At 62.1% G+C, this 22,800-nt stretch carries 23 protein-coding genes; 5 read left to right on the plus strand and 18 right to left on the minus strand.

Annotated features, from left to right (window positions below):
- Positions 1-67 precede the first annotated feature (67 nt).
- The 8 genes from ACP7AP_RS09325 to uraH form a co-directional block, all read right to left on the minus strand.
- Positions 68-568, minus strand: a complete 501-nt coding sequence (locus tag ACP7AP_RS09325) for a diacylglycerol kinase family protein (protein ID WP_426033935.1) — start codon at positions 566-568, stop codon at positions 68-70.
- The gene (locus tag ACP7AP_RS09330; protein WP_426033936.1) at positions 565-2,397 is read right to left on the minus strand and encodes a hypothetical protein; all 1,833 of its coding nucleotides are present in this window, start codon (positions 2,395-2,397) and stop codon (positions 565-567) included. Before ACP7AP_RS09330 ends, ACP7AP_RS09325 begins: the two co-directional genes overlap by 4 nt.
- A 38-nt stretch (positions 2,398-2,435) precedes the next feature.
- Positions 2,436-2,807, minus strand: coding sequence for a transcriptional regulator (locus tag ACP7AP_RS09335; RefSeq protein WP_426033937.1), 372 nt, complete (start codon positions 2,805-2,807; stop codon positions 2,436-2,438).
- A complete protein-coding gene (locus ACP7AP_RS09340; protein WP_426033938.1) occupies positions 2,800-3,396 on the minus strand; it encodes a hypothetical protein in 597 nt (198 codons plus the stop codon). The genes ACP7AP_RS09335 and ACP7AP_RS09340 overlap by 8 nt, the downstream gene beginning before the upstream one ends.
- Positions 3,397-3,442: 46 nt before the next feature.
- Entirely contained in the window at positions 3,443-4,651 is a 1,209-nt protein-coding gene (locus ACP7AP_RS09345) for an ABC transporter permease (protein WP_426033939.1), read from the minus strand.
- A 1-nt stretch (position 4,652) separates the two neighbouring features.
- Positions 4,653-5,360, minus strand: coding sequence for an ABC transporter ATP-binding protein (locus tag ACP7AP_RS09350; protein ID WP_426033940.1), 708 nt, complete (start codon positions 5,358-5,360; stop codon positions 4,653-4,655).
- Positions 5,360-6,601, minus strand: a complete 1,242-nt coding sequence (locus ACP7AP_RS09355) for an efflux RND transporter periplasmic adaptor subunit (RefSeq protein WP_426033941.1) — start codon at positions 6,599-6,601, stop codon at positions 5,360-5,362. The genes ACP7AP_RS09350 and ACP7AP_RS09355 overlap by 1 nt, the downstream gene beginning before the upstream one ends.
- Positions 6,602-6,691: 90 nt before the next feature.
- Complete coding sequence (gene uraH / locus ACP7AP_RS09360; RefSeq protein ID WP_426033942.1) at positions 6,692-7,045, minus strand: hydroxyisourate hydrolase; 354 nt, start codon at positions 7,043-7,045, stop codon at positions 6,692-6,694.
- Between the two features lie 137 nt (positions 7,046-7,182).
- Between uraH and puuE the strand changes: the two genes are divergently transcribed.
- From puuE to ACP7AP_RS09375, 3 genes are all read left to right on the plus strand, one after another.
- Positions 7,183-8,598, plus strand: coding sequence for an allantoinase PuuE (gene puuE, locus ACP7AP_RS09365; protein ID WP_426033943.1), 1,416 nt, complete (start codon positions 7,183-7,185; stop codon positions 8,596-8,598).
- The gene (locus ACP7AP_RS09370; RefSeq protein WP_426033944.1) at positions 8,595-9,437 is read left to right on the plus strand and encodes a bifunctional allantoicase/(S)-ureidoglycine aminohydrolase; all 843 of its coding nucleotides are present in this window, start codon (positions 8,595-8,597) and stop codon (positions 9,435-9,437) included. Before puuE ends, ACP7AP_RS09370 begins: the two co-directional genes overlap by 4 nt.
- 107 nt (positions 9,438-9,544) lie before the next feature.
- Complete coding sequence (locus ACP7AP_RS09375; protein WP_426033945.1) at positions 9,545-10,033, plus strand: ureidoglycolate lyase; 489 nt, start codon at positions 9,545-9,547, stop codon at positions 10,031-10,033.
- Here ACP7AP_RS09375 and ACP7AP_RS09380 read toward each other — a convergent pair.
- Positions 10,022-10,513 carry a hypothetical protein gene (locus ACP7AP_RS09380; protein ID WP_426033946.1) on the minus strand — a complete coding sequence of 164 codons (492 nt, stop codon included), beginning with the start codon at positions 10,511-10,513 and terminating at the stop codon, positions 10,022-10,024. The two genes, ACP7AP_RS09375 and ACP7AP_RS09380, sit on opposite strands and share 12 nt — an antisense overlap.
- Positions 10,514-10,516: 3 nt before the next feature.
- Positions 10,517-10,954, minus strand: a complete 438-nt coding sequence (locus ACP7AP_RS09385) for a GNAT family N-acetyltransferase (RefSeq protein WP_426033947.1) — start codon at positions 10,952-10,954, stop codon at positions 10,517-10,519.
- Positions 10,955-11,021: 67 nt separating this feature from the next.
- Here ACP7AP_RS09385 and ACP7AP_RS09390 point away from each other — a divergent pair, with 67 nt between their 5' ends.
- Complete coding sequence (locus ACP7AP_RS09390) at positions 11,022-11,900, plus strand: endonuclease/exonuclease/phosphatase family protein (RefSeq protein WP_426033948.1); 879 nt, start codon at positions 11,022-11,024, stop codon at positions 11,898-11,900.
- 68 nt (positions 11,901-11,968) lie between these two features.
- Here the strand turns inward: ACP7AP_RS09390 and ACP7AP_RS09395 are convergent, their stop codons facing one another.
- The gene (locus tag ACP7AP_RS09395; RefSeq protein ID WP_426033949.1) at positions 11,969-13,288 is read right to left on the minus strand and encodes an aspartate aminotransferase family protein; all 1,320 of its coding nucleotides are present in this window, start codon (positions 13,286-13,288) and stop codon (positions 11,969-11,971) included.
- Positions 13,285-14,328: a phosphotransferase gene (locus ACP7AP_RS09400; RefSeq protein ID WP_426033951.1), complete on the minus strand. Its 1,044-nt coding sequence runs from the start codon at positions 14,326-14,328 to the stop codon at positions 13,285-13,287. Before ACP7AP_RS09400 ends, ACP7AP_RS09395 begins: the two co-directional genes overlap by 4 nt.
- A gap of 217 nt (positions 14,329-14,545) precedes the next feature.
- On the opposite strand from ACP7AP_RS09400, the gene ACP7AP_RS09405 reads away from it, so the two are divergent.
- The gene (locus ACP7AP_RS09405) at positions 14,546-15,259 is read left to right on the plus strand and encodes a sirohydrochlorin chelatase (protein ID WP_426033952.1); all 714 of its coding nucleotides are present in this window, start codon (positions 14,546-14,548) and stop codon (positions 15,257-15,259) included.
- 127 nt (positions 15,260-15,386) lie between these two features.
- Here ACP7AP_RS09405 and ACP7AP_RS09410 read toward each other — a convergent pair whose 3' ends face one another.
- From ACP7AP_RS09410 to ACP7AP_RS09435, 6 genes are all read right to left on the minus strand, one after another.
- Positions 15,387-16,781, minus strand: a complete 1,395-nt coding sequence (locus ACP7AP_RS09410; RefSeq protein ID WP_426033953.1) for a glutamine synthetase family protein — start codon at positions 16,779-16,781, stop codon at positions 15,387-15,389.
- A 7-nt stretch (positions 16,782-16,788) separates the two neighbouring features.
- Positions 16,789-18,153: an aspartate aminotransferase family protein gene (locus ACP7AP_RS09415; RefSeq protein ID WP_426033954.1), complete on the minus strand. Its 1,365-nt coding sequence runs from the start codon at positions 18,151-18,153 to the stop codon at positions 16,789-16,791.
- A gap of 128 nt (positions 18,154-18,281) precedes the next feature.
- Complete coding sequence (locus ACP7AP_RS09420; RefSeq protein WP_426033955.1) at positions 18,282-19,850, minus strand: 5-guanidino-2-oxopentanoate decarboxylase; 1,569 nt, start codon at positions 19,848-19,850, stop codon at positions 18,282-18,284.
- The gene (locus ACP7AP_RS09425) at positions 19,847-21,034 is read right to left on the minus strand and encodes a pyridoxal phosphate-dependent aminotransferase (protein ID WP_426033956.1); all 1,188 of its coding nucleotides are present in this window, start codon (positions 21,032-21,034) and stop codon (positions 19,847-19,849) included. The genes ACP7AP_RS09420 and ACP7AP_RS09425 overlap by 4 nt, the downstream gene beginning before the upstream one ends.
- Positions 21,031-21,675, minus strand: coding sequence for a TetR/AcrR family transcriptional regulator (locus ACP7AP_RS09430; RefSeq protein WP_426033957.1), 645 nt, complete (start codon positions 21,673-21,675; stop codon positions 21,031-21,033). The genes ACP7AP_RS09425 and ACP7AP_RS09430 overlap by 4 nt, the downstream gene beginning before the upstream one ends.
- A 176-nt stretch (positions 21,676-21,851) precedes the next feature.
- On the minus strand, positions 21,852-22,772 hold the full coding sequence (locus ACP7AP_RS09435; RefSeq protein WP_426033958.1) for a cation diffusion facilitator family transporter: 921 nt from the start codon (positions 22,770-22,772) through the stop codon (positions 21,852-21,854).
- Between the last annotated feature and the right edge of the window lie 28 nt (positions 22,773-22,800).

Consider the following 22,800-nt stretch of genomic DNA (forward strand, 5'->3'; position numbering starts at 1 on the left):
TTGCGTAAGGGTGCAGTTTGCCGCATCTGATGACAGAAGGGCAAGCCATGAACGGTGCTGTTAGGCCTCAGCCGCCGCAGATCGCGTTTGCGGCGGGCAATAGTCTTGGCAACAGGATCGTCGCCAACACCGCGCAAGCCGCAAGGGCGGCGATCAGCACGGCAGCGGCGGCGATATCCTGAGCTTTGCCGATGCTGGGGTTGGGCCCGGGGGAAATTACATCGCAGAGCTGCTCAAGCGCAGTGTTGAGCAGCTCGGCGATAAACACCAAGGCCACCGCAAACAGGGTCCGCGCCCATTCGGCGGCAGTGAACTGCAGGCCCAGACCCAGCGCTGTCACCAAGATGGCGGCGGCCAGATGCAGGCGGGCGTTATGTTCCTCACGCAGAGCGCAGATCAGGCCACGGCCAGCGTAGTGGAAACTGCGGGCGCGGGCGGTCCATGCGAAGCGTGCGGGCTTTGGGTTGTCGGGTCGCCATGCCAAGGGCGAGGCGGGGCGCAGGCCAAGTTTATGCAAAGCGATGCCGATGAGACCAAGCAGGGCGATGATCAGGGTACAGCAGATCATGGGGTTTCCCCTTCTTCTGGGTATAGAACAAAGGCTGTGCGCTGGCTGAGCACCAGTTGCAACGCCGCTTTGCCCTGCGCATCCGCAATCAACCGACCGTTGATATCACCGCGCAAAAGATAGGTGTGATTCGGATGTAACCTTGCAAAAACAAGGCTTTGTGACTGACCGGGTTGGCGGGGGTCCAGCACAATCTCTAGCCCGCCTGCGGTATTGCGCGCTTTCGCCACCAAGGTCTCAGCATAGTCCACCGCCTCGATATACGGCCCCGCACCCACCTGCGGCTGCATCAGCGCAGCCAAGCCGCCCGCCCGGTGTGCCCTCGCCATCACCTCATGCGCCAAGGCCCAAAGTGACGCACTTTCGCGGTGCGCCACCCCAGCGGCGATCACTTCGGGGCAATCCGCCTCCAGCAGCGCCAGCAGGTCGGCGGCTGCGGCTTCATCGCCGATCTCACGCGCTGCAAGCGCTAATCCGGTGTAGCCTGCCGCCCGCGACAGGCCGTAATTGCCGACATCCAGCCGCCAAATCGCCCGCCGCCAATCGCGCCCTTGTCGCGCAAACCGCAGGGTCTGCCACTGCCGCTGTGCCATATCGGGAGCTACGGCATTCAGATAAACGCACGGATAGCCCTGCATCAGCGCGCCGCCCACCGCTGGAGCAACAATCCCGGTCAGGCTGGAACGGAACGCCAGAAAAGTACCGCCTGCGCCGATAAACTCCGCCTCCAGCCCGGCCCGCAAACACCCAGAAATCCGCGCCCAATGCTGAGTGCCGTGGCGGTTAGCATGGGCGCGGATCGCTGCGGCAGTGATCAGATTGCACAACGGATAGACCCAGTTCGGCTCACACGGCAACAGGCCAAGGCGGGAGGTTTCGTACTGTCGGGTCAGAGTTTCGATGATTTGCGGCTGGCTGTAGGCAAAGCTTTGCCCGCCACTGACCTGCACCTGTGTTGCATCAAACGGATAGCCGCAGGCATTGGCGCGCAGCGCGATTTGGGCGGCGACAAAGCCTGCATACATGATATTGCCCTGCCGGATTGGATCGGGGTCATGGCGCAGATTGCCCCAGAGGTTTTCCCATGCCCAATAGCGCCAGACTTTCGGATTTTGTATCTTGATCAGCAGGTTATCCTGCGCCTGATGTAGATAGCCCTTACAGGCGGGGGCGTATTGTGCCTGCACCAGCGCCAGCGCGAAGGCTACAAAATTCACCTGATAGCGCAAGGCTGCGGTCTGAAACGGATCACGATGCTCAAAGCCGTTGAAGGTCTCTACGGGTTGCAAGGCGCGGTCCAAGAGCAGGCGCAGGCGGGCAAGATCGGCGGGAGACAAAGCGTCGGCGGATGGGGGTGGTGCGGGCAGGGCGGGGCAGACGGCAAGATGCGCGTTCAGCCGCAGCCGATGGTTTTTTGCTCGGTACAGGGCGTGGTGCTGCCAGAGCCACAGCGCCGCAAAACCCAGTATAATCAGCACGGGCACGGTTGATTTTTGCGAAGGCGAGGGGGTGTTTTCCACTGCCAGCCAAGCTGCGCCCAGCCAAACCATCGGCGGTAGCAGCACATTGCCGGTGGCAAACCAGATCAGCAGGGCCACGCCGAACAGCGCACCACCCGCCAGCATCGACCAACCTGCGGCAAAGCCCGCCCCCGGTGCCATCAGCCCCAGCGCAAAGCCTGCCCAAGTCGCAGGTGCCAGCAGCAGCAGCGCCACCGCTATGCCATACAGCACGACATAGATCGCAACACTACGCCGCAACAGCCTGCGGGTTTGCGGGCCATGCAGATGGGTCAATTTGGGAAACAGCGAGGGATCTGCGTTTGGCAAACTACTTTGCATTGTAAAGTTACTCCACAAATAAAAGCTCAGACCAAATCCGGTTCGGCATCGGGAAATGTGGCGGTCAAACTGGCGGGCAAGGGGGCCGCGTCTCGCAGCACCTGCTCTAGCACGCTCAGATATTCCAGAAACTGCTGCTGTCCAGCGGGCGTGATCGTCACCGTCGTAAGGGGTCGGTTGTCATCATAGCCCTTCACCGCAGCAACCAGCCCAGCATCCTGCAACACCTTCATATGGCGGCTTAAATTGCCATCGGTCAGGCCGCAATGCTGCTTCAATTCGGTGAACGACAGCCCCTTAGGATGGGTGATCAGCGCGGTAAGCAGACTGAGGCGCGCCTTTTCATGCATCACCCGGTCCAGCCCGTCATAGGCATATCGGGCGGTAGGTTTAACCATGATCGCGCCCCGCGAGATAGAGACACAGCGCAACCAGAAGCTGCCCCAGACCAAACGGCAGCCCCATCAGCCACGGCGATAGCCCAGCCTCACTCGCCAAAATCAGCGACCCAAGCCCGGCCAGAAAATACCATGCCCCGGCAATCCGCAGGCTGGCAGGCAGCCGCGCACCCGCGCTGAACAGAGCAAGAGCGATCAGAATCTGCCACAATCCGGGCAGCAGCCACATCGCCTCGGGTGCGAAGCGATAGAGCACCGCCGCAATGCTGGCCCCGGCCAGACCGGCGGGCAGGAAGGCTTCCGCCATGCCCCAGAGGAACGGACCAGCCAGCCCGCCATGGTAACGCTTGGACAAAGCCCACATTTCCGCCCCGATCAGCGCCAGCGACAGCACTGCAACCCCAAGCCACAGCGCGAAATATGTGGCCACCGCCTGCACAGCCTGTTGATTTTGCCACATCGCCGCGATCAGTGCTAAAACCCCGGTCAGCGCCACCACCGCAGGCCCAAAGCCGCGAAACAACCGCGCGCCCGCAATCTGATTGCGGATGGTGGCGATGTCGGCAAGGGCGCGGTTGATTTCGGTCATACCGCTTCCTAGCACGCAAACTTTGCAATGCAAAGCACTTTGCGCGTTACTGATACCGCAACGCCTCAATCGGATCGAGCCGCGCCGCCCTGCGTGCTGGGAAGTAACCGAACACCACCCCGATCAGCGCCGAAAACCCAAAGGCCAGCGCCACCACCGCGCCCGAAGGCGCAAACGGGATCGCCATGAACACCGAACCGCCATAGGCAATCGCCAAACCCAAGCCGATGCCAATCGCCCCGCCGAGCAGCGACAGCACCACCGCTTCCACCAGAAACTGCAGCAAAACCTGCCCGGCACTGGCGCCCACCGCCAGCCTTATACCGATCTCGCGGGTGCGTTCCGTCACCGACACCAGCATGATGTTCATGATGCCAATGCCGCCGACCAACAGGCTGACCGCCGCCACTGATGAGAGCAGCCCGGTCAGCACGGTATTGATACCGCCGAGCATATTTGACAGCTCTTTGCTGTCGGAAACGCTGAAATTATCCGGTTGGGTCAGCCCGATCCGCCGCCGCTCGCGCAGCACCGATTGCACCGCCGCGATGCCATCCTCCGCGCTGACCGATTTGCGCAAAGCCACCGCGATGCTGTCGACATTGCTGTTTCCTTCCAGCCGCCGCTGCACCGCCTTCGCGGGCATCAGGACCAGATCATCCTGATCCTGCCCAAAACTGCCCGAGCCGCGCGCAGACAGCACCCCCAGCACCTGACAGGCGACGTTTTTCACCCGGATGGTTTGGCCCACCGGATCAGAATTGCCGAACAAAGTGGTCGCCACGGTTTGGCCCAGCACACAAACCGCCGACCCGGCACTTTCTTCATGCGGCTCAAAACTGCGCCCCGTCCGCATGGCCCAGTTCTGCACGCGGGTGTAATCATTGCTGGTGCCGTAAACCTGCGTCGCCACATTGGCATTGCCGAACACCACGGTTTGCCCGGAACTGACCACGGGGGCGGCAAAGCCGACCACGGGCAATTCCGCCAAAGCCTCGGCATCTTTCAGGCTAAACCGCGGCGCTTGCGCGCCTCCGGTCGGCGGGCCAAACCCGCGCGTGCCGGGGCGCACCGTCAGCACATTGGTGCCCAAAGCCGCCACACTGGCGCTGACTTGCGCCGATGATCCCTGCCCAATCGTCACCATCGCAATCACCGCAGCAACGCCGATCACCACACCCAGCACGGTCAGAAACGTGCGCAGCTTGTTGCGGATGATGGTGGTGAAGGCGAGGGTTATAGTCTCCCACAGCATCTCAGGCGCTCCGCTGCATGGAGGCAGGGGTGGCCTCATCTCGGCTGAGTTTGCCATCGGTGAATACCAGCAAACGTTGCGCATAGGCCGCGATGTCTTCCTCATGCGTCACCATTACAATGGTGATGCCGTCGCGGTTCAACGCTTGCAACAACTGCATGATCTCATGGCTGCGCTGGCTGTCGAGGTTGCCGGTGGGCTCATCCGCCAGGATCACCATCGGATCGCTGGCCAGCGCGCGGGCAATCGCCACCCGTTGCTGTTGGCCGCCTGACAACTGCGAGGGATCATGGCCCTCACGCCCCTGCAATCCAACCTTTTGCAAGGCCAATCGTGCCCGGGCCACCCGCTGCGCTTTCGGCAAGCCCTTATAGATCAACGGCAATTCGACATTCTCTAACGCCGATTGCCGCGCCAACAGGTTAAAGCCCTGAAACACAAACCCCAAGCAATGCCTGCGCAACAACGCCCGGCGGTCTTGGTCAAGATCCTGCACCTCAACCCCCTGAAACAGATATTTCCCCGCCGAGGGCCGATCCAGACAACCGATGATATTCATCGCGGTGGATTTGCCCGACCCCGAAGGCCCCATGATCGCGACAAACTCGCCGCGCCCGATGCTCAGATCCACCCGATCCAGCGCCCGCACCTCTGCCTCGCCGCGCCCATAACTGCGCGATACCTCGGAAAACTGCAGCAGCGGCACCATCAACGCGATCCTGCGGTTTGATCGGTGATCACCGCATCACCCATCGCCAGATCGCCTGTCACGACAGTGGCGCGCCCATCCGTCGCCCCCAAGCTCACCGCCACCTCAACCGGAGCCCCGGCCCGCAACAGCCAGACCGACTTGCCGCTGCCAAGGCCAGACGCGCCACGACCGCTCCGCGTCGGCAGGATCAATCCAACCAGACCACCAGAAGGCCCGCGCCCAGCTTCTTGCACAGGCGGCGCATACCGCAAAGCTGCATTCGGCACCAAGAGCGCGCCCAGCACCTTATCCACCGTGATCGCCGCCGTCGCCGTCATGCCGGGGCGCAGCAGACCATTCGGGTTGGCGACCGACAGCACCGCTTTGTAAGTCACCACCTCGTTGGTGGTTTCCGGCGCGAACCGCACTTGCGTGATCACCGCCGGAAAGCTTTGGCCCGGATAGGCCTCTACCGTGAAATCTGCCACATCGCCGACCTTGACCTTGCCAATATCGGCCTCGTCAATATCGACCAGCAGTTGCATCCGCTCCAGATCTTCCGCCAGCTTGAACAGCACGGGGGCCTCAAAGCTTGCCGCTACGATCTGCCCGGCTTCGGCGGTGCGATCCAACACCACACCATTGATCGGGCTGCGAATTTCAGCCTTGCCCAGATCGGCGCTGACCAGATCGAGATTGGCCTCTGCCAAGGTTAAATCCGCCCGCGCGATCTCCACCGCCGCCTGCGCGCGCTGATCGCTGGCCTCATAGCCCACCATATCCTTGCGCGTCGCCACCCCGCGCGCCGCCAACTCCTGCTGGGTTTTCAACACCGCCGCCGCTTCTCGCGCCGAAGCCTCGGCTTGCGTCACCCGCGCCTTGGCCGAAGCCAGTTGCGCGCCGGCGTTATCGACTTGTGCGGTCAGCTTGGTGGCATCCAACTGCGCCAGCACTTGACCGATTTTGACGGTATCGTTGTAATCCACCGAAACGCTGGCCAAAGTGCCGGACAACTCCGAAGACACCTCCACTTCCGTGGTCGGCTGCACCGTCCCGGTCGCCGTCACCACCACCACAAGATCGCCCGTGGCAACCGCTTCGGTGGTATAGCGCACCTCTGCCGCCCCGGCCTTGCTGCCCATATAATACCAGCCCGCAGCCACCGCCAAAACCGCCAGCAGCAACACCACCCAAGGCCAGCGCCGCCGTCTGGCCGCACTCCCCGCCAACATTCTGGCAATGTCATCGCTGCTTTGCATCTGCACCCTTCGCCGCTTTGGGCATTATACGTGCGCCAAAGCCTGTTCCGTCGTTGTCAGATGTGTCGCGCGACAGCTTTGGCAAGCCCCTCAACTGCCGCGATAGGTCGAATAAGCAAAGGGTGAGATCAACAGCGGCACATGATAATGCCCATCGGCATCCGCCACGCCAAACCGGATCGGGATTTCGTCCAAAAACAGCACCTCACCCGAGGCTTGCCCCGAGGCCATCAGATATTCTCCCGCGCAGAACACCAGCTCATACACCCCGGCCGTCAACGCCTTACCCTCCAACATCGGCGCATCGGTGCGGCCATCGGCATTGGTCACGGTTTCCGCGATCTTATTGTGGCTTAAGCCGTTGATCCGATACAGCATGATCTTCACCCCGGCCGCAGGCTTGCCCTTGGCCGTATCCAGCACATGCGTGGTCAACTTGCCCATCTTCGCCCCCATTTTGTGCCAGCCTACCCCAGCTTGCCCGCCGCCGCAGCCCCTGCCAAGCCGCAAAACTCCTTTCGGGATTATTTGATAAACCCGCGTCGATATTCGATATAGTCTAAGCCAAACAGGAGTCTGCCATGCCCCGCTACCCCCGCGATTTCCGAGGCTATGGCCCAGACGCCCCCGATGCCGCTTGGCCAAATGGCGCAAAAATCGCGATATCCTTGGTGCTGAACTACGAAGAAGGCGGCGAGAACAACATCCTGCACGGTGATGGTCACTGCGAGGCGTTTCTGTCTGACATCGCAGGGGCTGCGCCTTGGCCGGGTCAGCGCCACTGGAACATGGAATCGATCTACGATTACGGCGCGCGCGCCGGCTTCTGGCGACTGCACCGGCTGTTCACCGGCATGGATATTCCGGTGACGATCTACGGCGTCTCCACCGCTTTGGCCCGCAATCCCGAACAAGTCGCCGCGATGAAATCCGCCGGCTGGGAGATCGCCAGCCACGGGCTGAAATGGGTCGATCACCGCGACATGCCCATCGACGAGGAACGCCGCCAAATCGCCGAGGCGATCCGCCTGCACACCGAAGTCGTGGGGGATGCCCCGCGCGGCTGGTACACCGGGCGCTGCTCGCTCAACACCGTCGATCTTACCGCCGAAACCGGTCAATTCGACTGGATATCCGACACCTATGACGACGATCTGCCCTACTGGCGCGAGGTGGGCGACCGCGATCAGCTGGTGATCCCCTACACGCTGGAAGCCAACGACATGCGCTTCGCCACGGCCCCCGGCTACATCGAGGGTCAGCAGTTTTTCCAATATCTGAAAGACAGCTTCGACGTGCTTTATGCCGAGGGCGAACAGGGCAAAGCGAAGATGTTTTCCATCGGCCTGCACTGCCGCCTGATCGGCCGTCCGGGTAAGATCGCAGGGCTCAAGCGCTTCCTCGACTATGCAAAATCCCATAATGACGTGTGGTTTCCCAAGCGCATTGAGATTGCCGAGCATTGGGCAAAAACCCATCCCCATAAGCGATTCGAGCGGCCATCGACGATGATCCGCGACCGCTTCATCGCCGCCTATGGGAGCATTTTCGAACATTCGCCGTGGATTGCCGACCGCGCCTTTGATCTGGAACTCGGCCCCGCGCATGATAGCGCCACAGGCCTGCACAATGCCCTCGCCCGTATGTTCCGCTCGGCCACCCCCGCCGAACGCCTCGGCGTTTTGCAAGCCCACCCCGACCTTGCAGGCAAACTCGCGGCCGCCAAAGCGCTGACCCCCGAGTCTAGCTCCGAGCAATCTTCGGCTGCGTTGGACGCCCTCACCGACGATGAACGCGCTGAATTTGAACGCCTAAACACCGCCTATGTCGCCAAACACGGCTTCCCCTTCATCATCGCCGTGCGCGACCATTCCAAAGCGCAAATCTTGCAAGCCTTTGAAACCCGCATCGCCAACGACACCAAAACCGAATTCAAAACCGCCTGCACCCAGGTCGAACGCATCGCTGAACTGCGCCTGAAGGACATCCTGCCATGAGCCCCTATTACACCCCCCCCGGTGGCCTGCCCGCCCAGACCACGCTGATGACGGGACGTGCGACGTTCACCAATGCCTATGCCTTCATCCCGAAAGGCTGCTTTTCCGACATCCTGACCAGTTGCCTGCCGGGCTGGCGGCAGACCAAACTCTGGCTGATCGCGCGCCCGATGTCAGGCTTTTCCGAAACCTTCAGCCAATATGTGATGGAGGTGCAACCGGGCGGCGGCTCTGACGCTCCCGACGCGGAAACTGGCGCCGAACATTTCCTGTTCATCACCGACGGCCTGATCACCCTGACCATCGACGGCATCGGCTATGAGCTGGACGCAGGCGGCTACGCCTTCATCCCGCCGGGGGCGACATGGCGCTTGCTTGCCGAAGGCAACGGGCCCGCCCGCTTCCACTGGCTTCGCAAACTCTATGAACCCGCCCCCGGCGTCGATATCCCGCCCGCCTTCGTGATCAACGAAAAAGACGTGAACCTTACCCTGATGCCTGACACCAACGGCGTCTGGGGCACCACGCGCTTCGTCGATCCGGCCGATGTGCGCTACGATGCCCATGTCAACATCGTCACGTTTCAGCCGGGCGGCGTGATTCCGTTTGAAGAAACCCATGTGATGGAGCACGGGCTTTACGTGCTGGAAGGCAAAGCCGTCTACAAACTCAACCAGGATTGGGTCGAGGTCGAGGCTGGTGATTTCATGTGGCTGCGCGCCTATTGCCCGCAAGCCTGCTACGCCGCAGGCCCCGGCCCGTTCCGCTATCTGCTCTACAAAGACGTCAACCGCCACGCCAATTTGCGCGGCCCCGGAGCCTACCGCCCCAGCCGCTAAATCTATCTAAAACTTATCTAAAATTTGCGTTCATCTGTTCCTAAATATCCCACGGGGAGCGCGAGGGGTGTGAAACCCCTCGTTTCGCCATAAGCCCAAGGCACACCATGCAGCCGATCCACCCCGAACCCCTCACGCCCGCAGTCTTCGCCCGCTTCGGCGATGTGCTGGACGCCACGGGCGATTTCCGCCTGATCAACGACGGCCTCTGCCAGCGCCACCACGACCGCGCACGTCTCGACTTCGCCCCCGAAATCAGCCTGCAAAACCGCCCCGGCCTGTCGATCTTCAACGCCACGCCGCGTGCCTTGCCCTACATATTCGACCTGATCGAGCGTCACCCCGAAGGCTGCCAAGCCTTCATCCCAATGACGCAAAACCCCTTCCTCGTCATAGTAGCATCCAGCCCCAACGACAAACCCCGCGCCTTCCTGACCAATGGCGCGCAAGCCATCAACCTGCATCGCGGCACCTGGCACGGCGTGCTCACCCCGCTGCACGCCCCCGGCCTGTTTGCCGTTGTTGACCGCATCGGCACCTCGGCCAATCTAGAGGAATACCGCTACCCGCAGCCTTGGGTGGTGCTAGCCGTCTGACTTCGGTTCAAACGCCCGCGTGAACCGTTCGCCATTAAAGGTGTGCGTGCAGCAAGTGCAAAACGGCACCATATCGTCAAGACCCAGCGCGGGGGCGACCTTCTCCAACAGGTTCTCGGCATTTACGCGCAAGCCGCTCCAGTAGCTGCTTTCCCCGCTCCGAAAGAAATCGCGCTCCTGATCTTCCCGCAGCGCCACCATGCGGAAAATAGGCTCCGCCCGATCCAACCGTGCCACCGCTTCGGAATGGACAGCATCCCAATCCCGCCCGATCTTTGACAGCAGAAAGCGATACAGCGGCGTGTAATCCAGCCCGTTGCGCCCATCAGGATGCATCGAGCCGCGCATGGGTTCATTCTGTGCCGCCTCTTTGGTGTTGCGGTCCCACCGCGCCCGACCACTATTCACCCTTGCGTGCTTCACATGATGCGTCCGCGTATTTACCTTGCGATACAGCGGCTGTTTCTGCCCGCCCCGCATCACCTACAGCTTAATATCATAGGTCACCCATTTCGCCTTCTCGGCCACCCGGTCATATAACCCCCGCGCGCGGTAATTGTCCTCGGCGGTGATCCAGCGGATCAGCGACCAACCCCGCGTCCGCCCGACATCCGCCACGCCTGCCACCAAAGCCTCCGCCGCGCCCGAGCCCCGCGCTTCCGGCCCGACAAACAGATCGTCGAGAAACCCGCCGATAGTCGCCGACAATGGCCGCGCAAAGCTGCGGTAATGCGCGATCCCCACCACCACGCCATCCGTCTCCGCCACCAAGCCCTCGGTGCCATGCGCAGGGTCCATCAGCCAACCCCAGACCCGCGCCCGCATCTCCTCGGTCTGCGTCACGCCATAAAACGCCGCATAGCCAGCATAAAGCCGCTGCCAAGCCGCAAGATCAGCCGCCGCCACTGCCCGAACAATCATTGCGTTTCCCCCATCCGATGTCGCCTCCAGCCTAGCCAAGCCGGGGCATCCCCGCTAGTCTGCAGCGATGAAATTGCTCAGCTATAACATCCAATACGGCTTTGGCGCCGACGGCCAATATGACCTCACCCGCGCCGCAAAAGTCATCGGCGGCGCCGATATCATCGCCCTGCAAGAGGTCGAGCGTCACTGGTCGCGCACGGGTCACGACGACCAGCCCGCGATCCTGGAACGGCTGTTGCCGAACTACTACACCGCCTACGGACCCGGCTTTGACATGGACGCCTCATCCACCGACGGCACGCGCGTGATCAACCGCCGCCGCCAGTTCGGCACCATGATCCTGTCGCGCTGGCCGATCCTGTGGACCCGCCTGCACCTGCTGCCAATGCGCCGGATGCTGACCCCGCTTAATACCCAAAACCCGGCGCTTGAGGCGCTGATCCTCACCCCGCTCGGCCCGATCCGCGTGATCTCATTGCACCTCGCCCATGTCGGCAGCGAAGAACGCCTCGCGCAGATCGACCACCTGCTGCATCTGCACGCCCAAACCGCGCGCAGCGGCCCGCCATGGAGCGGCACCGACGACGAGCCATCGCGCAACTGGACCGAATCCCAGCCCGAGCCGCCCTGTCCGCAAACCGCGATCTGGCTGGGCGATTTCAACTGCGAACCCGAAAGCCGCGAGCACGCCCGGATCACCGGAGCCACCCCCTACCACCCCGGCGCGCTTTATGCCGATGGCTTCACCAACGCCGTCGCCCATCTGGGGCAAACCCTGCACACGCATGAGAAAATCATCGCCGGGGCAACCCGCCTGCGCCAGTTGGACCATTGCTTTGTGACGGGCGACCTCGTGCCGCATCTGCGCCGTGCATGGACCGATAACGCCGAAATCGCCTCCGACCATCACCCGCTTTGGGTGGAACTTGGCGCGGCGGGGTGAACCCCGCCCTACGCCTTGTTCAAAACGACGTCGGATAACCGGTAGGGCGGGGTTCACCCCGCCGCGCGTTACACCCGCGCCAAAACGCCCTCAAATGCCGCCAAAAACGTATCAACATTGGCTTTTGAGAACACCAGCGGTGGCCTGATCTTCAAAACATTCGATCTTGACCCAGTGGCCGAGATTAACACCCGCGCCGCGCGCAAGCCATTGACGATCCGCCCGGTTTTCGCAGCATCAGCCGCCAGCGGCCCGCCAGAGACAATCTCTTGCCCCAAAAACAACCCCGCCGCCCGCAACGGCCCAAGGCAATCAAACCGCGCCGCCAACCCGCGCAGACCATCGGCGAAGTAACCGCCCACCAGCCGCGCATTCTCCTGCAAGCCTTCGGACTCGATCACCTCCAGCACCGCCATCGCTGTTGCCGCCGCCACCGCATTGCCGCCGAAGGTGTTGAAATACCGGGCTTTTGCACCGAATGCCGCGATCACCTCTGGCCGCATCACCAGCCCCGCCACCGGATAGCCATTGCCCATCGGCTTGCCCAAACTGACCAGATCGGGCACCACGCCATGGCGCTGAAACCCCCACATCGTCTCGCCACAGCGGCCAAATCCCGGCTGCACCTCGTCGGCGATAAACACCCCACCCGCCGCCCGAATGGCCGCCACAGCCGGAGCCAAAAACCCCGCAGGTCCCTCAAACACCCCATCCGACGAGAAAATCGTATCGACAATCAGCCCCGCAGGCTTGATGCCATGCCGCAGCATATCGTCAATCGCGGCTTGCACTTCCGCCGCAAAAGCCGCCGCCAAATCGCCCTGCATCCGCAACGGATCGGGCGCTGCCACCGTCCGCACATGCTCGCCCAAAGCCACGCCCTCGCCCAATGACGGGGACATCCCGGCAATCGCGTAAGTTACACCATGGTAAGCATTTTCCGTCACGATAAAGCCAGTGCCGCCAGTATGCACGCGGGCAATTCGAAACGCCAGATCATTGGCCTCTGACCCGGTGCAGGTGAACATCACATGGCTTAACTCAGCCGGAAACGTCGTCAACAACCGCTCGGCATAATCCAGCACGGTGTCGTGCAAATACCGCGTATGGCTGGAAAGAATCGCAGCCTGCTTCGCGGTTGCGGCCACCACGGCGGGGTGACAATGCCCCACCGAGGCCACATTATTATATGTATCCAAATAGGCGTTGCCCGCGCCATCATACAGCCAGACCCCCTCACCGCGCACCAGATGCACCGGGGTTTCATAGAACAACCGATAGGCGGGCCCCAAAGCCTTTGCCCTGCGCGCCACCAAAGCCTGATCGGCGGCGGACAAATCGCCTTTGCCCGCCACATAGGCGTTCACCATGGTTCCGTCGTTTTTCATAGGGCCTCCAAGGCGTTCATCAGGGCAGGGCGGTCAAGGTTGGCAAGCGCGGTTAAGCCTTCCCGTGCGGTGGCGACATTGCGCAGAATATAGGGCGCATTGTCCGGGTAACGCGCCGCACGGGCCGAGGCGATGGTGATCGTCGTCAGCATCCGTGTCGCCACCAGATCGGCGAACAGCAGCGTCTCAGCGGGCAAAAGTGGCAGCACCGCGTGATAGGCGTGGGCGAAGTTCAGCAGGCTTTCCAGCGGCTTAGCCGGATCAACGCAGTATGACGCCGCAACCGCCGCATCGCAGACGAGCGGCGTGCGCACCATATCGCCAAAATCCAGAACCCCAGCGATCTCATCAGGATTGTCAGTCGATATCAAAACGTTATGCGGGTTCAGATCGTTATGCACCACCTGCCAACGCAGCCCCGCCAACTGCGGCGCGATCGCGTCAAAGCGGTCCAGCGCCGCCCGCGCCAGCGCCTGCAAATCATCAGGCACCGCAGGCAGCATCGGGCGCAACGCGCTGGCCTGCTTGATATCCCATTGCAACACATAGCCCGCCGCCGGATGCGCAAACCCGGCCAGCCCAAGCGTCAACCGCGCCGCCATCCCAGCCATCGCACGGGCCTGCGCCGGGCTGCGCGGCGTCAGATGCTGCGGCACCCCCTCCAGATAGGTCAGCAGGCGCAAGGTGCCGTGCGGCGTCATAACCTCGGTCGCCCCGCTGGTGGTGCGGATCACCTTTGGCACTGGCAGGTTTGATGCCTCCAGATGCAGCAGCGCCTTGGTCTGCAAATCCGTGACTTCCGCAGGCTCGGCGGGGTTGGCGAGTTTCAGCACATAGGCCTGCTCCGGCCCTTGATCTGTGGCGGCGATGCGAAAGTTCAGATCGCGTTCCGAGGTCAGCCGCTTCAGGGCGCCCGTCACGCCAAAATGCACGCGCGCAAGATTTGCGGCGTCGGCATCGGAGAGCGTTGGAGGGTCAGACGAGAGCAACTCGCCCAAGCGCGTATCGGTCATGGCAATCCCGGTTCTGATCGGGTGCATCAGGCCTTCAAGGTGGCGAAGTGTCAAGCGCTGCGGCACAGTTTTGATCGGGCAGGCCAGCGACGCAGAGCTTAACAAATCCTTAAAGCCATAGGTCTAACCCTTTAAAAACATATAAACCGCCGCTCTGTCCACACGTGGACACAGCCTGATCCACAGCAAATCCCTTGCCCCGCGCCCGCCATGCTCTAGGTTGCGGGACAACAAAGGAACCCCGATGCCCCCCGTCCTGATCACAGCCCACGGCCAACCCTCCAACCCCGCCATCGCTGCGGCTGAACTGGCCGATCTGGCCGCCAAAGTGGCGCAATTCCTGCCCGGTCAAGCCATATCCTCCGCCACCCTTGCCGAACCCGAGGCCCTCAGCGAAGCCATCGCCAAACTCGGGCCCGGCGGCCTGCTGTTCCCGCTTTTCATGGCCGGAGGCTGGTTCACCCGCATCCACCTCCCCGCCCGCCTGACCGCCGCAGGGGCGCAAGGTTGGCAAATCTTGGAACCACTGGGTTGCCTCACCACCCTGCATAACCTCGTCGTGAAGGTGGCACACGAAGCCCTGCAAATCCGCCAAGGCCCTGTCCTGCTCGCCGCGCACGGCTCCTCCAAAACCTTGGTCCCCTCAGATATCGCCGTCCATGTCGCCGCCAAAATCCACGCGGAACTCGGCTGCGAGGTACATGTCGCGTTCATCGACCAAACCCCACAGCTGAAAGACCTCCCCACGCTTGGAGATCACGCGATCTGCCTGCCGTTTTTCGCAGCCTCTGGCGGCCATGTCACCACCGATATCCCCGCAGCCCTGAAGCAATCAGGTTTCAGCGGAACCCTGCTGCCCGCCCTCGGCCTGCGCCAAGAAATCCCCGCCCTGATCGCCGAAGCCATCCGTGCCGCCAGCCCGGTTTGTGTGCAGGAGTGTCGGTATAAGCGCGGCTAGAATTGCCCCCTTTGCAGAACAAAGCAGCCTCCGGCGGGGATATTTGAGCAGAGAGGATGACCCTGCCGCCAATCATTTCACATTGGCTTAAATACTCCCGCGCGGCGCGCAGCCGACCTCTCAGCCCTCAGACCGTATGCAGATAGAGATCGAAATCCACTTCCGATACCGTCCGCATCACCCGCGCATATTCTGCCGCTTTGATTGCTGTGAAGGTGCGGTGCATATCCTCGCCCAAAGCGTCCTTCAGGAACGTCGAGGCCTTCGCAGCCTCAATCGCCGAGCGCCAATCGACCGGAATCGGCGGGGCGTCTGACGCATCGGTGTAACCGTTGCCGGTGGTTTCCGGCCCCGGGTCCATCTTGTTCGCCATGCCATGCCGCACCCCGGCCAACACGGTGGCCGCCACCAGATACGCACTGGCATCCACCCCGGCCGGACGATGTTCAATGCGGCGCGCGCGGATATCGCCCGCAGGGATGCGCAGCGCGACCGAGCGGTTGTTCACCCCCCAAGTCGGCGACACCGGCGCGTAAGAATTTGAGGCAAACCGCCGCCATGAATTGGCGTGCGGCGCGAACACCAGCATCGACTCGGCCATTGTGGCACGCAAACCGCCAATCGCGTGCAGGATCGCGTCGTTATACTGGCCCTCGACCGCCTCGATGAAGATATTCTTGCCCGCATCATTCAGCATTGAGACGTGGAAATGCATCCCCGACCCGGCGTAATCCTCGTTCGGTTTCGCCATGAAACAGGCGGTCACGCCGTGCTGGCGGGCGTGATAGCGCACCATCCGCTTCAGCCGCACCAGATCATCCGCCGCCTGCATCACGTCTTCACGGTAGTGCAGCGTCAACTCGTACTGCCCCGGCGCAAATTCGGAAATCAGCGTTTCCGCCTTGATCCCGGCCTTCGCCGCATCGGCGTAAACATCGTTGAACAGCGGCAACATGCCGTGCAGTTGATCGACCGAATACACGTCGGTTTTGGAGTTGCGCCGCCCGTCCAGCACGTCGCGGGCGGGCACCATTTTGCCATCCGGGCCGCGCTCATTCGCCAACAGGAAGAATTCCAACTCGAATGCGCCCGCTGGGTGCAGACCCTCGGTGGCCAAGGCATCGACTTGGCGTTGCAACGCGTGGCGGGGGTCCGACGACATCGGCGAGCCGTCAAGGTTATAGACGCACATCAGCACTTCGCCACGCGGTGGTTTGGTGGCATGGATCGGGCGCAGGGTTCCCGGCAGCGGCCAAGCCCGTCGATCTCCATCGCCCTGATCCCAGATCAGCCCGGTTTCATGCACATCTTCGCCGCAGATATCCAATCCCAAGATCGAAATCGGCAAATGCCGCCCGGATTTGAACATGCCGAGCAATTCGTGTCGGCGGATGATCTTGCCACGGCCAATGCCATTGGCGTCGTGCAGTACGATGTCAAGCGCCTCAATGTCGGGATGGGCATCCAGAAAGGCCTCGGCCTCGGCAACGCTGGAACCAGAAGGGCTGTGCATATCGGTCATGGGCATCTCAAAATAACTCAGACAAGGTTTCGTCGAAGGCGGCGATCAGGCGATCGACCTGACGTTTCTGGGTGGCGGGGCTGATCAGCATCATGTTGTGGAAGGGTGCGATCAGGCAGCCCCGGTTCAGGAGGGCAACATGCAGCGCGGATTCCACGGATGGCTGATGCGCCAGCGCGGCCTCGGTGCCGTTGTGCAACGGGCCGGGGGCGCAGATGAACTCCACCCGCGCGCCAACCCGCACCACATGCCATGGCGCTTTGTGGCGGGCGATGGATTTGCCCAGACCCTGCGCCAGACGGTGTGCGAGGCTTTCCATATGGGCATAGTTTTTCGCCGTCATCACGTCCGAAAGCGTGGCTTTCAGACAGGCGAACTGCATCGGATTGGCCGAAAGCGTGGTGCCCATACCGGAATGTCCCGGCGCGCGGGCGGCATTGGCGGCCTCATAGCGGGCAGCAGTTTCCGGGGTGAGGCCCCAGACAGCGGTGGGCATCCCGCCCGCCACACACTTGCCGACAACAAAGATATCGGGCGTCAGGCCATAGACGCCCGTGTAGCCGCCCAAACCGCTGGAGATCGTATGAGTCTCGTCGATCATCAACAGCGCGCCGTATTTCAGCGACAAAGCGCGCAAACCGTCATGAAAGCCGGTGTCGGGGAGGACCATGCAAGAGTTGGTCATCACCGGCTCGGTCAGGATTGCGGCGACATCGCCCTTGGAAAGGGCTGCTTCCACTCCGGCCAAGTCATTGAATTCGCATGCCACAGCGCCGAGCGTCAGGTCGGCCACTTGCCCCATCAGCCCCTCGCGGTTCTGCGTCACACCGTTGGAAAGCTCGACCATCGTGTCATCGACAGTGCCGTGATAGCAGCCGTTGAACACCAGAATTTTCGCGCGGCCCGTGATGGCGCGGGCGACCCTTATGGCGAAACGGTTGGCATCGGTGGCGGTGGTGGCGATCTGCCAGCGGAAATTTCCGAAACGCGTCGTCAACAGCCGGCCGGCGTCCAAAGCATCCTCGGAGGGTAGCATATAGGTCAGCCCGCGCGAAGCCTGACGGCGGATGGCTTTGGCGACGGGGGCAGGCGAGTGGCCGAACATGCTGCCGGTGTCGCCAAGACAAAAATCGTCGATCTCATAGCCGTCGATATCAGTGATCCGCGCGCCCTTGGCCTTTGTAATCAATGGCAAATGCGGCATCGGCCAGTCTTTCATCCAATGCAAAGGCACGCCGTCAAGGAAAGCATCCGCGCCCTGATCCAGCGCCGCGCGGGCCTTCGGGCGACCTTGCGCAAAACGTTTGGCTTCACGGGCGCGCAGCTTTTCCAGACGGTCTGGGTGAATTCCGGCGATCAGAGACTCGGACATCAGGGGGCACCTTTCAGGACTTATTGCCTTATGCCAAATAATTTGATCAAAAGAAAGGGGCGCAACAGCTGCGCCCCGAAATCGGAATTCGCGCGAATTCCGTCTACGATTTCCGCTGCGGAAATCGGCTACCTTGCCACCCGCACCTCGATCATCCTTGGACCGTTGTGTGGTTGGATCAGCGCAGCGTGCAGCGCTTCTGGGTCCAACGCCACGCTCGCAAACGGCAGATCGCAGGCCGCAGCAAACGGTTCCATGTTCAGGGGCGAAGGCGAACACCCGATCACCTCGGTATTCGCGCCGCGCATGGCATCGGCGATCTCGCCAAACGCCGCGTTGTTCCACACGATAAAGGTGATCGGCAAACGCTCATCCACCGCCGTACGCAATTCACCGGGGCTGAATTGCAAGCCGCCGTCGCCGATCAGGCAGACCACCTCCGCCCCCGGTGCCGCCAAAGCCGCCCCCACCGCAGCCCCCGGCCCATAGCCCAAGGCGCCAAAACCCGTGGCTGCATTGAAAAACCCACCCGCGCGGTCGTGGTCGTAATAAAGGTTCGCGGCATAGATCGCTTGGGTGCTATCGCCCACGATCAGTGCCCCCGGCATGGCAGAACGAATGGTTTCCACCATTTCCAACCGGCCCGGCATCAGCACATCCAGCTCGCCAAGTTCAGCGCGCGCCGACACCCGAGCTTTCTCAGCCCTCGCCACGCCGTCCGTCTTCTTCTGCGACACCAGCGGCAACAGCCCCACCATCACCGCGCCCGCATCGCCGTGCAGGGCCACCGCTGCCTTGTGCCGCCCCAACTGCTTGGCGCAAATATCCACCCGGATCATCCCCGACAGATCGGGGAAATGACCACGCACATACATGTCATAATCGGTCGGGCCAAATTCGGTGCCAATCGCCAGCACCTGATCTGCCGCCGCGATCAAAGCACGCGGCGCATCCAAGCTGGGCGAGGCGGGCACCACCAACGGATGCCGATACATCATCCCGCGCGCGTTCACCGTCTGCACAACCGGAGCGTCCAGCTTGTCGGCCAAGGCCTGCAACGCCGCCTCTTGCCCGCGCGCCCCGCCGCCTGCCAAAATCACCACGCGAGACGCCGCGTTCAACTTCGCCACCGCCGCCGAAAGATCCGGCACTGCCGCTATGGGCAAATCCGCAGGTGGCGCTAAAGCGTAACAGTCCAGCGGCATCACATCGGTCGGCACCTCGATATGCACAGGCCCCGGACGCCCGGTCGCCATGGTGGCGAATGCCCAGTCTAAAACCTCACCCACCTCTGACGCATCCCTGATCTGCCGTGTCGGGCACAAGGGCCGCACCATCGCCGCCTGATCCGGCAACTCGTGCAACAGCCCCAGACCCAAGCCCAGTGAATCGCGACGGTTCACCCCGGAAATCACCAGCATCGGCACCGAGTCCGCCGCCGCTTGCCCCATCGCGGTCAAGGCGTTCAAAATCCCCGGCCCTGTGATCACCAAGGCCACCCCCGGCTTGCCCGAGACCCGCGCATAGCCATCGGCCATAAAGGCGCAGCCTTGTTCGTGCCGCGCCGTCACATGGCGGATCGAACTGCCCGACAGCCCGCGATACATCTCAACGGTATGCACGCCGGGGATGCCGAAGATTACCTCAACCCCGCGCGCCGCCAAGCCTTCAACCAAACGCTCACCAACCGTCTTCATGCCGCCATTCCCTGCTTCAGCGCCGCATAGCGTGCGATCCGCTTGCACGCCTCAATCACCAAAGCATCCTCTTGCGTCAGACTGATCCTGATCCAACCCGCCAGTGCCGCACCGAAACTTTCGCCCGGCATCACAGCGACACCTTCATCGGCGAGCAACCCCAGTGCAAAACACTCACCGCTGAGCCCCGTGGCATTGACATTCACCACAGTGAACATCCCGGCATCGGGCTTATGCACAGATAACCCATTCACCCCGTTCAGATTTTCATAAATCAACGCGGCACGGCCTGCGAAGCGCGTCGCCATCCCATGGGCCACTTCCGAAGGCACCGAGACTGCCAAAGCCGTCATATCCGCGATGAACGGTTGGTTGCCGAACAACATGGTTTCCGCCACCGGCAAAAGCTTCGCCGAGAACTCCTCTGGCCCGACGCACCAACCTGAGCGGAACCCCGGTGCCGCGTGCGATTTCGAGATTGACGACGCCACCACCACCCGATCTGCCAGATCAGCATTGTCCAACGGCGAGGCAAATACCCCACCCGCAAACACCAATTCCTCATAAACCTCGTCGCTCAGCATCCATAGATCATGCTGTTTCGCCAAAGCCCCCAAGGCCGCAATATCCGCAGCCGTCAGAATAGCCCCGGTCGGATTATGCGGTGTGTTCAGAAAAATCATCCGGCTGCGCGGAGTGATCCGTGCGGCCACATCCGCCGCCTGCATCCGAAAGCCATACTCGGGCCTGAGCGGCACTGGCACCGCGACAGCGCCGGTCGCGGCAATCAACCCCTCATAGGTCGCATACAAAGGATCGCCGACCAGCACCTCATCGCCCGGCCCGGTCAGCGTCAACAGCACCGCATAAAGCGAGGTCTGCGTGCCGGGCAGGCAGGCGATTTGCTCAGGTGAAATCGCGCGGCCTGTGCGCGCCGAATAGCGCGCGGCCAATGCCTCAAGCAAGGCAGGCTCACCCCGGCCATTGGAATAGCCCAGACGTCCGGCATCCATCGACCGTTGCGCTTCCGCGATCAAGGTGGGCGGCGTCGCCACATCCGGCTCGCCAATCGTCAGTTGAATCACCGGAAGACCCTGCGCCTGCATGGCTTTAGCGCGGGCGTGAATTTCCCATTTCGCGCCGCCCAGATGGGCAAGGCGTTCGGTGATGGCGGCGTATTTCATGGCAAGGTCCGATCTGGCTGATAAGCAGCAACAAGGTCAATATTCAGAATGGCACCAACCGACGTCAGTGCTATGGCGGGGATTTCGCCAAGCTCGAAAGCTTCGGGCAGGATCGAGCCTTCCAGCCACAACCCGTCAATCACTCCATTGCAGGCGATGGCGTCGCGGCGCAGCTGTGCGTCGCCGACAGAACGGGCCAGGGCGGCAATCAGCCCCTGCAGCATGTTGCGAAACGCCAGATAGTTCGCGGTGTGGATGTTGCGCATCGCGGGATTGCTGCGCACATCATGCACGAACGCCGCCCATAGCCCTACCGCCACCGGGTCCGCCACCGGAGGACTGACCGATGCCACCACGAAATTCGCCAGCCGGGCCGTGGCGTCATCCGGCCCACCCTGCAGCACCGCCGCCGAATCCACGATCATTTGCTCCATCAACCGATGATAAGCGACGCGGGTAAGGTCTTCTTTCGAGGTGAAATAATGCCGGATCAACCCCGGCGTAACGCCCGCACGGTCGGCAATCGCCCGCACCGTTGCCGCATGAAGCCCGCCTTCCGCAACCAGATCAAGCGCTGCTGCGATCAAATCCTCGCGGCGACGTTCTTCACTTTCCCGGCGGTAAGGGCGGCGGTCTGCCATCGTGAGCCATTCTTGTTATACGATTGTGTAATTCAGCCTTAATATGAGGCGGAGTTGGCGGTGTTGCAAGTGTTACGGAAAGTTCTGCTGGTTCGTGCGCAAACACCTGTACCGCGCACAAGCATCAATCTAGCGCAAATTGGCCTGACCACAAAGCGGGGAAATTTGAGGTGTAGTCAGTGCGGTAGCGTCCGATTGTGGTGCATCAAGGCTTCTGCAGAGCCCGCGACATCCTTGTGGATGATCACATCGGTCTGCGGATAGGCCTGCAAAATCGCGCGCCGCAACGCCGCCCCAATCGCGTGGGCGTCGCGCAAAGACTGCTCGCCATCCAACTCGATATGCAGGTTGACGAAGACCTTGCTGCCCGCCATCCGGGTTTTCAGATCATGATGCCCACGCACTCCCGGCCAAGTGTCCGCCATTGCTGCGATGGCTGTGACAATCGCAGGATCTGCGGTGCGATCCATCAGCGCATCAAACGCGCCCTTGCCGATCCGCACCGCCCCCACCGCCATAATCGCCGCCGCCGTCAGCGCCACCACCGAATCGATGCTGCCCAGCCCAAAGCTTTTCGAGGCCCAAAGCGAGATGATCGCCCCGATATTCGGCAGCAGATCGCCCATGTAGTGCAAGCGGTCCGCCGCCACCACCCGGCTGCCGGTGCGCTTGGCGACCCGGCCCTGCCACCACACCAGCGCCACAGTCAGCGCCACCGAGACACCCATCACCAGCATCCCCTCGCCTTCGCCGACCAGATGCGGCTGGGCTGGCCCCAAAAGCCGCGCCACCGCCGCCCAAGTGATCACCCCCGCCGAGATCAGCACGAAAAACGCCTGCCCCAACGCCGCCAGATCCTCGGCTGAACTATGGCCAAAGGCATGATCGTCGTCCGCAGGCTTGGCGGCATAAATCAGCGCCGCCATTGCGCCCAAAGACACCATCAGATCCATCGCGCTGTCCGCCAGCGAGGCCGCGACCGACAGCGACCCTGTGGTGCCATAGGCCCAAAGCTTCAGCCCCACCATCACCCCGGCAATCGCCACCGAAGCAAGCCCCGCCGACAGATTCAACTTCATGCTGTCGGATGTGCTCATCTTCCGCTCCATAAACCCGGACCCGCGC

It is taken from the genome of Cypionkella sp. TWP1-2-1b2 (genome assembly GCF_049896245.1).
GTDB lineage: Bacteria > Pseudomonadota > Alphaproteobacteria > Rhodobacterales > Rhodobacteraceae > Cypionkella.

Coding starts and splice junctions, on each gene's coding strand:
- ACP7AP_RS09325 (WP_426033935.1), bottom strand. CDS start 568: ATGATCTGCTGTACCCTGATCATCGCCCTGCTTGGTCTCATCGGCATC.
- ACP7AP_RS09335 (WP_426033937.1), bottom strand. CDS start 2,807: ATGGTTAAACCTACCGCCCGATATGCCTATGACGGGCTGGACCGGGTG.
- ACP7AP_RS09340 (WP_426033938.1), bottom strand. CDS start 3,396: ATGACCGAAATCAACCGCGCCCTTGCCGACATCGCCACCATCCGCAAT.
- ACP7AP_RS09345 (WP_426033939.1), bottom strand. CDS start 4,651: ATGCTGTGGGAGACTATAACCCTCGCCTTCACCACCATCATCCGCAAC.
- ACP7AP_RS09350 (WP_426033940.1), bottom strand. CDS start 5,360: ATGGTGCCGCTGCTGCAGTTTTCCGAGGTATCGCGCAGTTATGGGCGC.
- ACP7AP_RS09355 (WP_426033941.1), bottom strand. CDS start 6,601: ATGCAAAGCAGCGATGACATTGCCAGAATGTTGGCGGGGAGTGCGGCC.
- uraH (WP_426033942.1), bottom strand. CDS start 7,045: ATGGGCAAGTTGACCACGCATGTGCTGGATACGGCCAAGGGCAAGCCT.
- puuE (WP_426033943.1), top strand. CDS start 7,183: ATGCCCCGCTACCCCCGCGATTTCCGAGGCTATGGCCCAGACGCCCCC.
- ACP7AP_RS09370 (WP_426033944.1), top strand. CDS start 8,595: ATGAGCCCCTATTACACCCCCCCCGGTGGCCTGCCCGCCCAGACCACG.
- ACP7AP_RS09375 (WP_426033945.1), top strand. CDS start 9,545: ATGCAGCCGATCCACCCCGAACCCCTCACGCCCGCAGTCTTCGCCCGC.
- ACP7AP_RS09380 (WP_426033946.1), bottom strand. CDS start 10,513: ATGCGGGGCGGGCAGAAACAGCCGCTGTATCGCAAGGTAAATACGCGG.
- ACP7AP_RS09385 (WP_426033947.1), bottom strand. CDS start 10,954: ATGATTGTTCGGGCAGTGGCGGCGGCTGATCTTGCGGCTTGGCAGCGG.
- ACP7AP_RS09390 (WP_426033948.1), top strand. CDS start 11,022: ATGAAATTGCTCAGCTATAACATCCAATACGGCTTTGGCGCCGACGGC.
- ACP7AP_RS09395 (WP_426033949.1), bottom strand. CDS start 13,288: ATGAAAAACGACGGAACCATGGTGAACGCCTATGTGGCGGGCAAAGGC.
- ACP7AP_RS09400 (WP_426033951.1), bottom strand. CDS start 14,328: ATGCACCCGATCAGAACCGGGATTGCCATGACCGATACGCGCTTGGGC.
- ACP7AP_RS09405 (WP_426033952.1), top strand. CDS start 14,546: ATGCCCCCCGTCCTGATCACAGCCCACGGCCAACCCTCCAACCCCGCC.
- ACP7AP_RS09410 (WP_426033953.1), bottom strand. CDS start 16,781: ATGACCGATATGCACAGCCCTTCTGGTTCCAGCGTTGCCGAGGCCGAG.
- ACP7AP_RS09415 (WP_426033954.1), bottom strand. CDS start 18,153: ATGTCCGAGTCTCTGATCGCCGGAATTCACCCAGACCGTCTGGAAAAG.
- ACP7AP_RS09420 (WP_426033955.1), bottom strand. CDS start 19,850: ATGAAGACGGTTGGTGAGCGTTTGGTTGAAGGCTTGGCGGCGCGCGGG.
- ACP7AP_RS09425 (WP_426033956.1), bottom strand. CDS start 21,034: ATGAAATACGCCGCCATCACCGAACGCCTTGCCCATCTGGGCGGCGCG.
- ACP7AP_RS09430 (WP_426033957.1), bottom strand. CDS start 21,675: ATGGCAGACCGCCGCCCTTACCGCCGGGAAAGTGAAGAACGTCGCCGC.
- ACP7AP_RS09435 (WP_426033958.1), bottom strand. CDS start 22,772: ATGAGCACATCCGACAGCATGAAGTTGAATCTGTCGGCGGGGCTTGCT.